The organism is Novosphingobium subterraneum (assembly GCF_000807925.1).
GTDB classification, from domain to species: domain Bacteria; phylum Pseudomonadota; class Alphaproteobacteria; order Sphingomonadales; family Sphingomonadaceae; genus Novosphingobium; species Novosphingobium subterraneum.
This window is the reverse complement of the sequence record NZ_JRVC01000005.1, coordinates 64989-78058: the sequence shown is the minus strand read 5'-3', so window position 1 is coordinate 78058 and position 13070 is coordinate 64989. Positions and strand designations below refer to the sequence as shown.

Sequence of the window (13070 nt, the reverse complement as noted above, 5' to 3'; positions counted from 1 at the left end):
CCTCTTCTATTGCCCTTTTGCGTCTGATGCGCCACTCAGCTTGGGTTAAGCCGTACGCGGCCAGAGAGAGATCATAGCAGAAGGCCGCCTTACGAGCGCCAGTTCGACAGGACAAATTCCAAGACCATGACGTCCAAGCTGAAGATCACCCGCAAAGCGGTTTCGCGCACGCTGGGTTCCACCGCCATGGCGCTCGGCGCGCTTTCGATCGCCGCCTCGCCGGTTCTGGCGCAGGGAGCAAATGCGCCTCTCAACATTCCAGCCAATCCAACCATGTTCGGAACGAACGATCCGAACGTTCGTCGCGCGACCGCCATCATCAATGGCGAGATCGTGACGGGCACCGACGTGGAACAGCGTCTAGCCCTGATCGTGTCGGCCAACGGTGGAAAGATCAGCGCAGAAGAAACCGAACGCCTGCGCATGCAGGTGTTGCGCAATCTGATCGACGAGACGCTGCAGATCCAGGAAGCCAAGGCAGCTGACGTCCCGGCCGACGACGCTCAGGTGGAATCGACCTATGAGCGCGTGGCCACGCAGAACTTCGGCCAGTCGCCCGAGGCGATGGAAAAGTATCTCGCACGCATCGGCTCTTCAGCAGCTTCGCTCAAGCGTCAGATCCGCGGTGAAATTGCGTGGCAGAACCTGCTGCGACGCAACGTACAGCCTTTCGTCAACATCTCGGAAGGCGAAGTGCAGGAAGCCATTCAGCGACTGCAGGCCTCGAAGGGCACCGATGAATACCGCATCGGCGAAATCTTCCTCGCCGCAACCGATGAGAACAAGGCTCAGGTCTTTGCGAACGCAGAGAAAATCGTCGAGCAGCTGAAGCAGGGAGGAAGTTTCGTCGCCTATGCCCGGCAGTACTCGGAAGCGTCGACGGCTTCAGTAGGCGGTGATCTGGGCTGGATCCGTCTTGGGCAGCTACCGACCGAGCTGGCGTCAGCTGCGGGATCGATGGCTCCCGGGCAGCTTGCAGGCCCGGTAGAAATCCGTGGTGGATTCTCCATCCTGTACCTCATCGACAAGCGCCAGGTACTTACCGCCGATCCGCGTGATGCCTTGCTCAGCCTCAAGCAGATCTCCATCGAGTTTGCCAAAGGCACCACCAATGAGCAGGCGACCAAGCGCGCAGCAGAGTTTGCTGCGACCGTGAAAGCGATCAAGGGCTGTGGCGATGCCGAAGCGCAAGCCACGAAGATCGGCGCCACTGTTGTCGCCAACGATCAGATCAAGGCCCGTGATCTGCCGGCCCAGCTTCAGGACACGTTGCTGAACCTTCAGGTCGGGCAAACAACCCCTCCATTCGGCTCGATCGACGAGGGTGTTCGCGTACTGATGCTCTGCGGTCGCGATGATCCGCAGGTCGCCAGCGGCCCCAACTTTGACGAGATGATGGCGCAGATGGAGGACGATCGCGTGAACAAACGCGCCCAGACCTACCTTCGCGACTTGCGACGCGACGCTGTCATCGAATACAATTGATCATCAACCGGCGGCTCTGATCAGTTCGGCAGCCGTCGGGCCACTTTCTAGCAGCTCCAACAGCCCTCGCTCGTGCCGCGACAACCATCGCGTGGCGCGAGGTAGCCGGAGCTGCTGCCGCCAGTGATCTTGCTCATCGAGCAAGCCAAGCACCGCAGGATGGATATAACTCTTCCGGGCGATTGCCGGCGTGTTGCCGAGGTGGTCCGAGACTTCCGCCAACAGCGTCTTGAGCGAAACCTGATCAGGGGCTTGCGCCAATGTTGCAAAACCAAGCACGCTTGCTCGCCAGGTTCTGAAGTGCTTGGCAGTGAAGTCTTCGCCCATCACCTCGCGCAGCCAGTCGTTGACGTCCGCCGAGCCCACCGGGCAGGGGCAGCCATCTTCGTCTAGGTACTGAAAGAGGTGCTGCCCCGGCAGATCCTGCATCTTTTTCACGAAGCGGACGAGTCCCCGATCAGTTACCTGCATTTCCCGATCCTTGCCCGATTTGGCCCGGAAGCGCAGACGAAGCACCTGTCCCTTCACTTCGGCGTGCCGCATTCTCAGCGTCGTCGCGCCGAAACTGCTGTTGGCTCGCACATAGGCTTCGTTGCCGATGCGTATCCCGCCGGTGTCCAGTAACCGCACGACGCTGGCAATGCAGCGGTCGCGCGAGAGCTTGCTACGCTCCAGTTCATCCGACACGCGCGCTCTGACCAGTGGTAGGAGATGCCCGAATGCGGCACAGCGATCGAACTTCTCGCTTTCCCGTTCGGCTCGGAAGTCGGGATGATAACGATATTGCTTGCGTCCCTTCGCATCGGTCCCCGTCGCCAGAATATGACCGTTAGGAGCGGGACAGTACCAAGTGTCCACATAAGCCGGAGGCAAGGCAATCGCATTCAGACGGGCAATCTCGGCACGGTCGGCGATGCGTCGGCCTTTTGCATCGAAATAGGCCCAGCCTCTGCCGCATCGCCTGCGTGTCACGCCGGGAAGGTTGTCATCGACATGCACGAGTTTTGCGGCTTTGCTCTCCATGAGTTGGCGAACGGCTGCAGAGCACTTGCAGTTCCCGTGACCAGCCGCGATATAGTATGTAACACTAACAAATTTAGAAGGAGCCCCTTGATGTCAGAAGAGTACGTTCCACCCAAGGTCTGGACTTGGGACAAGGCCAATGGCGGCGCCTTCGCCAGCGTCAACCGCCCCATCGCCGGCCCCACAAGCGAGCGCGAGCTGCCCGTCGGCAAGCATCCGTTCCAGGTCTATTCGCTGGGCACGCCTAACGGTCAGAAGGCGACGATCATGCTGGAAGAGCTGCTCCAGATGGGCTTCTCCGAAGCGGAATACGACGCTTGGCTGATCAAGATCTTCGATGGTGATCAGTTTACGACGGGCTTCGTCGACATCAACCCGAACTCCAAGATCCCTGCGATGGTCGACCGGTCCGGACCGGAACCGTTCCGGGTTTTCGAATCAGGCGCAATTCTCATGCATCTGGCTGAGAAATTTGGCGTCCTCTTGCCGACATCCGGTCAGGCGCGTGCCGAATGCTTGTCCTGGCTGTTCTGGCAGGTCGGTTCGGCACCCTTCATCGGGGGAGGCTTCGGCCATTTCTACAACTACGCGCCGATCAAGATAGAATACGCCATCGACCGCTATGCGATGGAAACCAAACGCCTGTTCGACGTCGCCAATCGCCAGCTTGCCAAAACCCGCTATCTCGCAGGTGACGATTACACCATCGCCGACCTTGCGACTTACACCTGGTTTGGCAACATCTACCGGGGCGAGGCCTATGGCGAAGCTGCAACTTTCCTTTCGATGCACGAATATGAGCACGTCGGACGCTGGGTCGCGGAAATCGACGCGCGCCCTGGCGTACTGCGGGGCCGGCTTGTAAACTCGCAGAAAGGCCTTGCGGAACGCCACGACGCGAGCGACTTCGACGCCCTCCCCCCTGAAAAGTTGCAGAGCATCGTCAAGGGCTTCTGATGAAATCGAAATGGGTGGACGGACCTCCGCCACCCCTTTCAAGCCCTCTTGGCATATGCCCTGACCACGCTATAAGCGCGCCTCCTGATGGGGCGTCGCCAAGTGGTAAGGCACCGGTTTTTGGTACCGGCATTCGCAGGTTCGAATCCTGCCGCCCCAGCCAGCAGTGCCCAAATATTTGAAATTGGTGTGCGGCAAGCGCTGGAAACATGGGGTTTCCATGAAGTGTTGCCATTCAGGGGAGAACTTTCCCGTGCACCCTGGTCCCAGCTCTTTCCCCGCGCTGCGCCGTCCACATTTTTGACGGCAGATCCGCATTGCCGATAGCGATCCACTTCGGAAGCGCTGCATTCTTTCTGCAGCGCAGCTTTGATGGGGCTGGAGGAAGACCTGAGGTATCGCAGCAACGACAGTATTATGGCCCTTGGGCACGTAAGCCAACGCGTTCTTCGTGATGTGGGCGCGGCACCGCTGTCAGGTTGTGCCGTGCACGCGGGCGATCGAGGCCTTGCGCCCCTCGTGGGCAGCCAAAGGCTTCCATTACATGGATTTGCGCAACAATCTCTTGCTCAATGAAATCCCAAGTCCGTTTCGACCGCTACTTGAGGACGACCGCAACGGCTTGCTGGTGAACAACCGCGCGGAATGAAGCCAGAGTTGCAGGGTCCGCTGGGTCGTAGCGTCTCCCGGTGCCCAACTGATTGGCATTGCAAACATAGAACAGCGCCCCAGCCGCAACGCTGTTTAGGATGTGCACCGCCGGGACTTCACGAAAACTGCCTTCCGCCACGCCTGATGCGAGGATCCCTTCCAAGTCTCGCAGGGCGGTGTCGGAGAACTGCACCGGATCCTCGCCTCGTGGCGTGGGATCGGCCACCACGCGTTGGATGATACGCGCTGCCGTCGGGCGGTGGACAAGGAAGTCGAGCCAGGCGTCGAACAGCCCAAGCAAGCGATCCAGCGGCGTGTTCGCACCCTGCATCCGCTCGGTCACGAATTGGTGCATGGCAGTGAAGATGTCCGCCTCGACCTCATCATAGAGCTGCTGCTTGCCAGGGAAGTAGTAGACGATTGATGGCCGACGAATGCCGACGACTTGCGCGACATCTTCTAGGCGGGCGGCCGCATATCCAACCTCTGCAAACACCTGCTCGGCAGCGCTCAGTATCGCACTGCGCGTTGCGTCTCCGCGTGCCTGCCGGGCAACGGGTCTGGAGGCGTTGGACAATCGTATCCCCTCAATTGAATGGCCGGTCAAACCGCCCGACCTGAGAGCTGTCATAGTCGCTCTCATAGCCAAGCCCAAGCCACGCAGTGCTCCTCGCATAAAGCACCTTGCTATTCTACCGTCGGGTAGGTAGAAAATCTACCGTGATGTAGATAACCGCGGGCATGGCCGTGGAAGTGCGGGAGAGAATCATGAAGGGATTGGAAAACTTGGCGAGTGCCGTCGCATTGTCGATGACGCTCGGGTCGTCGCCGTCACTCGCGCAAGACGCGGCCGGACAAGCGAGTGAATCCGCCACAGATGGCGGCATCGCCGAAATAGTGGTGACTGCGCAGAAGCGCGCCGAGTCCTTGCAAAAGACGCCTTTGTCGATCGTTGCGCTCACGTCGGCCGATCTTGAGCGAAAGGGTATCCTGGATCTGACCGATCTACGTTCGCAGGTGCCAGCGCTTCAAGTCACGCCCCATCCCAACAGCGCCACGACGGCCCGCGTTTTCGTGAGAGGTGTGGGTAACAACGATGACCAGATCACGGTTGACCCCAGCGTCGCGGTTTATCTCGACGGAATCTATGTTGCGCGCGGACAGGGGCTCGCGGCGGAAATCGCCGAGGTCGAGCGTATAGAAGTGCTGCGCGGGCCGCAGGGCTCACTTTACGGGCGCAATGCTACAGGTGGGGCAATCAACTACATCACCCGCAAGCCGGCACTAGGCGAGTTCCATGCGCGCCAGACGCTTGCGCTCGGGAACTATGACCAGTTCCGTTCGCGCACGAGTGTTAATGTGCCACTGGGCGACAGCATCGCAGTCGAGCTTGCCTACCTGCACAGCGAGAAGGACGGGTTCGTGCGGAACCTCGGCACGGGAGTCTCCCGCTTCGGCGATCAGATTCGCCAGGCTTATCGCGCAACGGCGCTGTGGCAACCGAGCCCAGACATCGAGCTGCGCTATGCCTACGACCGGTCGGACATCGCCGATACGCCGACGTACATGGTCCTGGCACCCTTTCATCCCGCGCTTGCGACCAGACCAACCTATGGGTCATCCGCAGTCCGGGGATTGCTGGCAAACGACGTGTCCGCACAGGGCCATGGCCTCACGGCAAGCTGGGCGGTGTCGGAAGCGCTGACGTTGAAGTCCATCACTGGTTATCGCAAGCTCGCCAACTCCACCAACCAGAATTACCTGACCGGAGCACTCGGCGCTTTCCCGGTCTTCGTCACCGCATTCGACCAAAAACAGCGGCAGTGGAGCGAGGAACTGCAGGCGGTGGGATCAGCGCTAGACAGCCAGCTCGAATACACGCTTGGCGCATACTTCTTCGACGAGAAGGCATTTAGCTTTGACAGCACTGTGCCGACCGGTCGTCCGACTTCCCTGCGCACCGCGACAGTTCACAACCGCGCCTGGGCGCTCTACGGCCAGGCGACCTGGCGTCCAGCCGCTATCGAGGGGCTCTATCTTACAGGAGGGCTGCGTTGGTCGCAGGACGAACGCGAAGCAACCTTGGACCAGCGCAGCGTAGCGCTGAACGGCACTATCGTTACTCGTCCTCAAAGCCGGGGTAGCAACACTTTCAGCGACTACAGTCCAAGCGTCATCCTCGGCTACCAGGCCAGCACGGATCTCAATCTTTATGCCAAGTGGTCTCGCGGATACAAATCCGGCGGGTACAACTTGCGCGCGAGCACGATCAGCCGTTTTGCGGTGGGATATGGACCGGAAAGGTTGGACAGCTTCGAGTTCGGCGTGAAGTCGAGCTGGCTCGACAATCGCCTGCGCGCCAACATCGCGCTGTTCCGTGCAAACTACCGCGATATCCAGGTCAACATCCAATCGGACCCGGCCAATCCGGCTGTGACCGACATCTTCAATGCCGGGCGGGCGCGCATCCAGGGATTGGAGCTGGACCTTACGGCGAAACCCGCGAGCACATTCACCTTAAGTGCCAACTATGCATATCTCGATGCAGGTTATCGCGAGGTCAGGGATCAGATCACCGGCGCCAATATCGCAGGCCGCTTCAATTTCGTGGAGGCCCCGCGCCACACCCTCACAGTGGGCGCGGAGTGGGTGCTTTCATCAACACCCCTTGGCGTACCAAGCGCCAGCGTCGACTACTACATGCAGAGCGACAAGTTTTCCTCGACCACCGACTCTCGCTACATCATCGGGGATTACGGCCTGCTTAGCGCGAGGGTTGCCCTCAGTGACATGCCGATCGGGGTGGGCAAGTGGCAGCTGGCTGCCTTCGGGCGCAATCTCACTGACACCAAGTACTATGTCGCCCATTTTTCCGCTGGACTTCCCGCAGCCTTCTTTGGCGATCCACGCAGCTACGGCCTCGAACTTCGCTTTGAGTACTGACGGATGACCCTGATGAAGAACCTTGAGCCAGCTGTCGCTTACCTTTCCACACCGGTGATCGTTACCGGTGGCGCATCTGGGATCGGTCTTGCGACTGCCGAGGCGCTGGCTGCTGTCGGACGGCCCGTGGCGCTGTGGGACATCAATGGCGACGCCGCAATCCGCGCAGCCGAACGAATTGCCCTCGAATTCGGAGTGAGGACTCTGGGTTTTGCCGTCGACCTGCGTGAGCTCGCAGCGTTCGGTCGTGCTCTCACGGCCACACGCGAGGCACTCGGACCAATCGGAGCACTGGTCCATTCCGCAGGAACCGTCGACACGGATTCGATCGATGGACTTACCCCGCAAAGCTGGGACAGCGGTATCGCGATTCACCTTCGAGCCCTAGCGTTTCTGGTGAAGGAGCTGCGCGAGGACATGGCTGGACAGGCCGGTTCGGCAGTGGTCGCCGTCAGCTCGATCAATGCAACCTTGGGAAACGCGGTCAACCCGGTCTACACAGCCGCAAAGGGAGGAATGCTTTCGCTGGTACGGTCGCTGGCTGATCGTCTCGCGCGCGACGGTATCCGCATCAACGCGGTTTCGCCGGGCCAGATCGTGACACCAATGACGAAGCCGGTCATCGACGCGCTGCCTCAAGGGTTTTTCGAAAAGCGCGTCCTGCTTGAGAGGCTTGGCCAGCCCGCAGAGGTTGCAAGAGCCATACGCTTTCTGCTTTCGTCCGAGGCTAGTTACATCACGGCGACAGAACTCGTCGTGGATGGTGGCAATATCTCGTCCCAACGCGGATGAGGGAGAGGGAGATCACAATGCGACTGGCAAATGCATTCGCCCTCGGGCTCTTCATTTCTGGTTGTTCGCCCGCGCCAATGCCGCCGGCATTGCAGGCCCATGCCAAGCAGGCGGCCCCCTCGCTGCGACTGGCCGGCGCGCCCAACTTTCGCGACATAGGAGGCTACGAAACGGAGAACGGCGGTAAAGTCAGGACAGGCATTGCCTATCGTTCGGATCAGATCAATCTCCTTGGTGATGCCGATCTTGCAGCACTTGACGCCTTGCATCCCGCTGCGGTGGTTGACCTCAGGACTGCGACCGAGAGGCAAAGGGAACCGGATCGAGTGCCGCCGGGCGTCGACTACGTTGTCCTCGATGTCGCGGCCGACAGCACGGAATCACTGGGCGGAGACATGCGCCTTGCCATGACGCAAATCGCGCAAGGACAAGGAGAGGCGCTCCTTGTGGCAGCAAACCGTGAGTTCGTTACCCTCCCCAGCGCGCGGCAGTCCTACGCCGGCCTGATACGGCTCATCCTATCATCGAAAAGGCCTGTGATCTTTCACTGCACCGCCGGGAAGGACCGCACAGGGTGGGCGACTGCCATCATCCTGACATTGCTAGGCGCAACACGCGAAACTGTTTTGCAGGATTACCTTCTCAGCAACGAACGGCTTGCAGCGAAGAATGCATCAACCCTGTCAGCCGTCGCAGCTTCACAAAGCAATATACCGCCCGCATACCTCGAGCCTGTACTGACAGTGAAAGCCAAATACATCGAGGCAGCATTCTTCGAAGTCGACAGAACCTATGGATCATTTGACAAATATGCGCGTGATGGCCTTGGATTATCGGAAGAAGAAATCCAAGGACTAAGAGAGAAATTTCTTTCGTCCTGAACACAAAAGGGAGCTCAATCGGCCCAGTGAAAACCTGTTCGGTCAGTCCGTGAACCAATGGCGCAATATTGGAAGAAATATCGCAGTCAACATTCGCTCAGTTCGAATTCTTTTCATCCCGCGCACGACCCGCAGATAGCCGGTATATGAGTTGCGACCTTGTAATGCCTAGTTGCCTTGCCGCGCGCGTCCTGTTGCCTGAAGCGTTGGCCAAGGCCCTTTCGATCATCTGCTTTTCGACAGTCGCAAGATCAAGCCCGGCATCGACGAGCGCAGCAGCCGCTCCTGGGTCAGAGCCAGGGGGCTGCAGACTTCCGCCCTGAGGCCTCCACACAGGTGGACCAAGGATTTCTCCGCCGCTGAACAGATGATGCTGGCGCAGGGGCTCGCCGTCGCGTGCCATGATCACCCCTCGCTCGATCACGTTCTCCAACTCGCGAATGTTGCCGGGCCAATCATAGCCGAGCATGGCTGCAATCGCCGACTCCTCGAAGCCAGTTACCCGTCGTCCATGCCGCTCAGCATAGAGCGCGAGGAAGTGTTCCATCAGCAGGGGCAGGTCCGCGCGCCGCTCCCGCAGTGGCGGAATCCTAATCGGAAACACGTTAAGGCGATAGAACAGATCCGCGCGAAAGGTCCCTGCCTCCACCGCGGCTCTCAGATCAGAGTTGGTCGCGGCGACCAGACGCACGTCGGACTCTTGCAGCTTCGTGCCCCCAACGCGTTCGAATTCGCCTTCTTGAATGGCTCGCAACAGCTTGCCTTGGGCTGCGAGCGAAAGAGTCCCGATCTCGTCGAGAAAGAGGGTGCCGCCACTAGCCCGTTCGAAGCGTCCCGGCCTAGATACGTTTGCACCTGTAAATGCACCCCTCTCAACCCCGAACAGCTCGGCCTCGAGAAGATTTTCGGGAATAGCTGCGCAGTTTACGGCAATGAACGGGCCTGCCGCACGCCGTCCCATCGCGTGAAGATTACGTGCAAAGATTTCCTTGCCCACCCCGCTTTCGCCAGAGAACAGCACGACGGCATCGGTATCGGCCACATGGCCCAGCAGGTCGAAGGCAACGTTGAATCCCGCGGAGGCGCCAACGATCTGCCTCCCGAGGATTGGTTTGCCGCGCGGCAAGTGTGCTGGCGAGACCTCGCCCAATTGCGACCCCCGCATGTAGCGCACATCGCCGTCCCCGTCCTGCCACTCATCAGCAGGACGGCCGACAATGCGGCAGCACTCGTGCCCCATGGCCACGCATTCAACCTCGCGGAACAGGATGGGGCGACCGAGAAAAACGCTGGCATATCCGCTGGCATAGCCGATCTGAGACCATCCAGCGGGATAGGCTCCGCGCCCGAACAGTTCGAGGTGCGCCTCACACTCGGTCGAGCCGCGCCAGATGTATTCCGCTGCGAAAGTGCCCGTCGCCGTGTCCACCTTCACGCTGACCGGATCGGTGCGGACCATGCCTTCAAGCATGTGCAGTTCCGGCCCGACGGCGAACATCTGCTCAATCGTGGCATCAGGCCTCACCTTGGCTGCGATCTCGGCATCCATTGCGCCGCTGTTGTACCCCTGCCGCGTGAACACACCGCGCGCCTTGTCGAGACCTACAGCCTCGATGACTTCGTGCCGCAGGAGACCGAACGCGCGGGCATGGATCATCATCATTCGCCGCCCGGCGAGCCAGATATGACCTTGCGCATGATCGAAGTGTAGCTGGTTGAAAAGGTCGTCGGACATGCAGCAACCGTATTATTTCAAACAATGATTCACAAGCGCTGTTCGAAATCAGACATTTTGCCCATCAAGTTTTCGCCCAGTCTCGGCGACAGTAGCCGTCCCGAAGAACCGATATACTCGTGAATTCAGCATGATGCGCCCGCGTCGAAATGACGAACGCAGACTTGGCACGGCCATTGCGATGGATAGGCAATAGAAGCGCTCAACGGCGATGCCAGCCCCGTGGCAACAGAGAGGAGAACTGCATGTCCGATGCCTTGCCTGCGATAAGCCGCAGAACCTTTATTTCCGTCAGCACACTGGCAGGGGTCGCAACAGCAGCACCGTTAGCGGCCTCCACCATAGCTTGGTCCGGCCCCCTAGCTATCGCGTCCCAGCGTTCTGCCATACCCGCCGGCTGGCAGGGGAGTGCGACGGTACTAGCTGGTGACTACTTTCAACGTCTTGGCCAGATCCGCATCGCGTTAGCCACCAGCGTAGGGCGCAAGTTGGCTCTCTTCCTGGATGGTGCGGATGAAGCTCTGTTCGACATCGCCTTAATTGACCGCCGCGCAACGCTGCGTCCGGTCGTCCTTCCCGCAGGAGGAGTTGCATGAACCTGAGCATCCTGTCCAAATGTGCCACGTTCGGCGCGGTACTCGTGGTCGCCCTTGCCCTTCCGGCAGATGCCGCTCCTCCAGCGCCCGCCCGCAACGGACAGTCTGGTCAATGGGCATCGCCACAGGTCCTGTGGGAGCAAACCTGCGCCCGCTGCCACACAACGGGGGTTGGCCCCGAACTGCGCGGCCGCGCGCTACCCCAGGAATACGTCGTCAGCGTAGTGCGCAATGGCATGCTGGCGATGCCGGCATTCCCGCATTCGGCAATAGATGATGCCTCACTCAGCGACATCGCGCGCTTTGTCTCCACCTCGAGGCTGCCAAAGCCTGCGGCAAAGCACTGAGAGCAAAGGAGAGATAGATGCCAAGCAAGAAGCCTGCTCCTGTCGCGCAACCAGCGGCACCCGCAGATCCCGCCGTGCTGCCCGCTGGCGTCAGTGCCGCCGACATGCACGCCGCCATCACGAAGTTCGTTGCGATTCTCGGCCCACAGAATGTCATCACCGATGCCGACCACATCGCGCCCTACACCAAGGTCATGATTGCCGAGAGCGAGGACCTGCATCGTCCGTCCGCAGTGCTCTATGCCCGCGAAGTTTCGGAGATCCAGCAGATCCTTAAGGTCTGCAACGAATTCAAGGTGCCGATCTGGACGATCTCGACCGGGCGCAACTTCGGCTACGGTTCGGCCGCGCCCCAAAGCGCCGGCCAGGTTGTGCTCGACCTCAAGCACATGAACCGCATTCTCGATGTGGATCCCGTGCTGTGCACTGCGCTGGTCGAACCCGGGGTGACCTACCAGCAACTCAAGGATTACCTCGAGGAAAACGACATACCTTTGTGGCTGTCTTGCCCGGCTCCCTCCGCGATCGCCGGACCTCTCGGCAATACGGTTGACCGCGGTGTCGGCTACACGCCCTATGGCGAACACTTCATGATGCAGTGCGGAATGGAGGTTGTTCTGGCCAACGGCGACGTCCTGCGCACCGGCATGGGCGGGGTCGAGGGCACAAGCGCCTGGCAGGTCTTCAAGTGGGGTTACGGCCCCTACCTCGACGGCATCTTCACGCAGTCCAACTACGGTATCGTCACCAAGATGGGCATGTGGCTGATGCCAAAGCCTCCGGTCTACAAACCGTTCTGCATCCGCTACGACAAGGACGAGGATATCCACGATATCGTGGAGACGCTGCGGCCCCTGCGCATCGCCAACGTCATTCCCAATGCGATGGTTTTTGCAAATGTCATGTGGGAAGCCGCCGCGATCATGCCGCGCAGCAAGTATTACGACGGCGACGGTGTGACGCCCGACAGCGTGCTCGAGGAGATCAAGGCAAAGGAGGGCCTCGGCGCGTGGAACGTCTATGCGGCGCTTTACGGCACCAAGGAACAGGTCGAGGTCAACTGGCAGATCATCACTGGCGCAATCAAAGCCAGCGGCAAGGGCACGATCATCACGGAAGAGCAGGCCGCCGGCACCCAGCCCTTCGATTATCGCGCAAAGTTGATGCGCGGCGACATGACCTTGCAGGAGTTCGGCCTGTATCGTTGGCGCGGCGGCGGCGGCTCGATGTGGTTTGCCCCCGTAACTGCAGCGAAAGGTAGTGAAACTGTTGAACAGACTCGCCTCGCCAAGCAGATCCTTGGCGAATACGGGCTTGATTACGTGGCCGAATATATCGTCGGGATGCGGGACATGCACCATGTGATCGACGTGCTCTACAACCGCTCGGATCCGGACGAGATGGCCCGAGCGCATGAATGCTTCGCCAAACTGCTCAGCGAATTCGGCAAGCGCGGCTATGCGGTCTATCGCGTCAACACGGCCTTCATGGACCAGGCGGCCGACCTGTTCGGCCCGGTCAAGCGCAAGGTCGACCAGACGTTGAAGAGGGCGCTCGATCCTAACGGAATCCTTGCGCCTGGCAAATCCGGCATCAGGATTTGAGCAGATCCGAGCCGCTTGCAGAGCGTGAACTCACTGAAAGTCCAGCTGCGTCCTTC

The 13070-nt window shown here is 59.9% G+C and carries 11 protein-coding genes and 1 tRNA gene; 9 read left to right on the top strand and 3 right to left on the bottom strand.

Translation table 11 applies throughout. The annotated features are described in order from the left end of the window. Window positions 1–126 precede the first annotated feature (126 nt). A complete protein-coding gene (locus tag NJ75_RS06340; protein ID WP_039332619.1) occupies window positions 127–1485 on the top strand; it encodes a peptidylprolyl isomerase in 1359 nt (452 codons plus the stop codon). Between the two features lie 3 nt (window positions 1486–1488). Here the strand turns inward: NJ75_RS06340 and NJ75_RS06335 are convergent, their stop codons facing one another. Further along, on the bottom strand, window positions 1489–2508 hold the full coding sequence (locus NJ75_RS06335) for a DNA topoisomerase IB (RefSeq protein WP_039332617.1): 1020 nt from the start codon (window positions 2506–2508) through the stop codon (window positions 1489–1491). 90 nt (window positions 2509–2598) lie between these two features. Between NJ75_RS06335 and yghU the strand changes: the two genes are divergently transcribed. Together yghU and NJ75_RS06325 are read left to right on the top strand one after the other, a co-directional pair. Beyond that, complete coding sequence (yghU, locus tag NJ75_RS06330; protein ID WP_039332615.1) at window positions 2599–3465, top strand: glutathione-dependent disulfide-bond oxidoreductase; 867 nt, start codon at window positions 2599–2601, stop codon at window positions 3463–3465. Between the two features lie 88 nt (window positions 3466–3553). Then, window positions 3554–3628, top strand: a tRNA-Gln gene (locus NJ75_RS06325). Window positions 3629–4063: 435 nt separating this feature from the next. On the opposite strand, the gene NJ75_RS06320 is transcribed toward NJ75_RS06325, so the two are convergent. After that, window positions 4064–4693: a TetR/AcrR family transcriptional regulator gene (locus tag NJ75_RS06320; protein WP_039332613.1), complete on the bottom strand. Its 630-nt coding sequence runs from the start codon at window positions 4691–4693 to the stop codon at window positions 4064–4066. Window positions 4694–4857: 164 nt separating this feature from the next. Here NJ75_RS06320 and NJ75_RS06315 point away from each other — a divergent pair, with 164 nt between their 5' ends. Genes NJ75_RS06315 through NJ75_RS06305 form a run of 3 tightly spaced genes read left to right on the top strand, consistent with a single transcriptional unit; the run spans window position 4858 to window position 8732 of the window. After that, entirely contained in the window at window positions 4858–7059 is a 2202-nt protein-coding gene (locus NJ75_RS06315) for a TonB-dependent receptor (protein ID WP_236727080.1), read from the top strand. Window positions 7060–7071: 12 nt separating this feature from the next. Continuing rightward, window positions 7072–7851: an SDR family NAD(P)-dependent oxidoreductase gene (locus tag NJ75_RS06310; protein ID WP_039332891.1), complete on the top strand. Its 780-nt coding sequence runs from the start codon at window positions 7072–7074 to the stop codon at window positions 7849–7851. A gap of 17 nt (window positions 7852–7868) precedes the next feature. Beyond that, window positions 7869–8732, top strand: a complete 864-nt coding sequence (locus NJ75_RS06305) for a tyrosine-protein phosphatase (protein ID WP_169745702.1) — start codon at window positions 7869–7871, stop codon at window positions 8730–8732. Window positions 8733–8829: 97 nt separating this feature from the next. On the opposite strand, the gene NJ75_RS06300 is transcribed toward NJ75_RS06305, so the two are convergent. Continuing rightward, window positions 8830–10467, bottom strand: coding sequence for a sigma-54-dependent Fis family transcriptional regulator (locus tag NJ75_RS06300; protein ID WP_039332611.1), 1638 nt, complete (start codon window positions 10465–10467; stop codon window positions 8830–8832). Between the two features lie 245 nt (window positions 10468–10712). Here NJ75_RS06300 and NJ75_RS23700 point away from each other — a divergent pair, with 245 nt between their 5' ends. The 3 genes from NJ75_RS23700 to NJ75_RS06290 are packed head-to-tail and all read left to right on the top strand — an operon-like array spanning window position 10713 to window position 13014. After that, window positions 10713–11063, top strand: a complete 351-nt coding sequence (locus tag NJ75_RS23700) for a hypothetical protein (protein WP_062348066.1) — start codon at window positions 10713–10715, stop codon at window positions 11061–11063. Beyond that, window positions 11060–11410 carry a c-type cytochrome gene (locus NJ75_RS06295; protein ID WP_039332609.1) on the top strand — a complete coding sequence of 117 codons (351 nt, stop codon included), beginning with the start codon at window positions 11060–11062 and terminating at the stop codon, window positions 11408–11410. Before NJ75_RS23700 ends, NJ75_RS06295 begins: the two co-directional genes overlap by 4 nt. A 17-nt stretch (window positions 11411–11427) precedes the next feature. Further along, on the top strand, window positions 11428–13014 hold the full coding sequence (locus NJ75_RS06290; RefSeq protein ID WP_052242121.1) for an FAD-binding oxidoreductase: 1587 nt from the start codon (window positions 11428–11430) through the stop codon (window positions 13012–13014). Window positions 13015–13070: the final 56 nt, after the last annotated feature.

What these genes read in the sequence shown, in the direction of transcription:
- NJ75_RS06340 (WP_039332619.1), top strand. Translation starts at nt 127, where the DNA reads ATGACGTCCAAGCTGAAGATCACCCGCAAAGCGGTTTCGCGCACGCTG.
- NJ75_RS06335 (WP_039332617.1), bottom strand. Translation starts at nt 2,508, where the DNA reads ATGGAGAGCAAAGCCGCAAAACTCGTGCATGTCGATGACAACCTTCCC.
- yghU (WP_039332615.1), top strand. Translation starts at nt 2,599, where the DNA reads ATGTCAGAAGAGTACGTTCCACCCAAGGTCTGGACTTGGGACAAGGCC.
- NJ75_RS06315 (WP_236727080.1), top strand. Translation starts at nt 4,858, where the DNA reads ATGGCCGTGGAAGTGCGGGAGAGAATCATGAAGGGATTGGAAAACTTG.
- NJ75_RS06310 (WP_039332891.1), top strand. Translation starts at nt 7,072, where the DNA reads ATGAAGAACCTTGAGCCAGCTGTCGCTTACCTTTCCACACCGGTGATC.
- NJ75_RS06305 (WP_169745702.1), top strand. Translation starts at nt 7,869, where the DNA reads ATGCGACTGGCAAATGCATTCGCCCTCGGGCTCTTCATTTCTGGTTGT.
- NJ75_RS06300 (WP_039332611.1), bottom strand. Translation starts at nt 10,467, where the DNA reads ATGTCCGACGACCTTTTCAACCAGCTACACTTCGATCATGCGCAAGGT.
- NJ75_RS23700 (WP_062348066.1), top strand. Translation starts at nt 10,713, where the DNA reads ATGTCCGATGCCTTGCCTGCGATAAGCCGCAGAACCTTTATTTCCGTC.
- NJ75_RS06295 (WP_039332609.1), top strand. Translation starts at nt 11,060, where the DNA reads ATGAACCTGAGCATCCTGTCCAAATGTGCCACGTTCGGCGCGGTACTC.
- NJ75_RS06290 (WP_052242121.1), top strand. Translation starts at nt 11,428, where the DNA reads ATGCCAAGCAAGAAGCCTGCTCCTGTCGCGCAACCAGCGGCACCCGCA.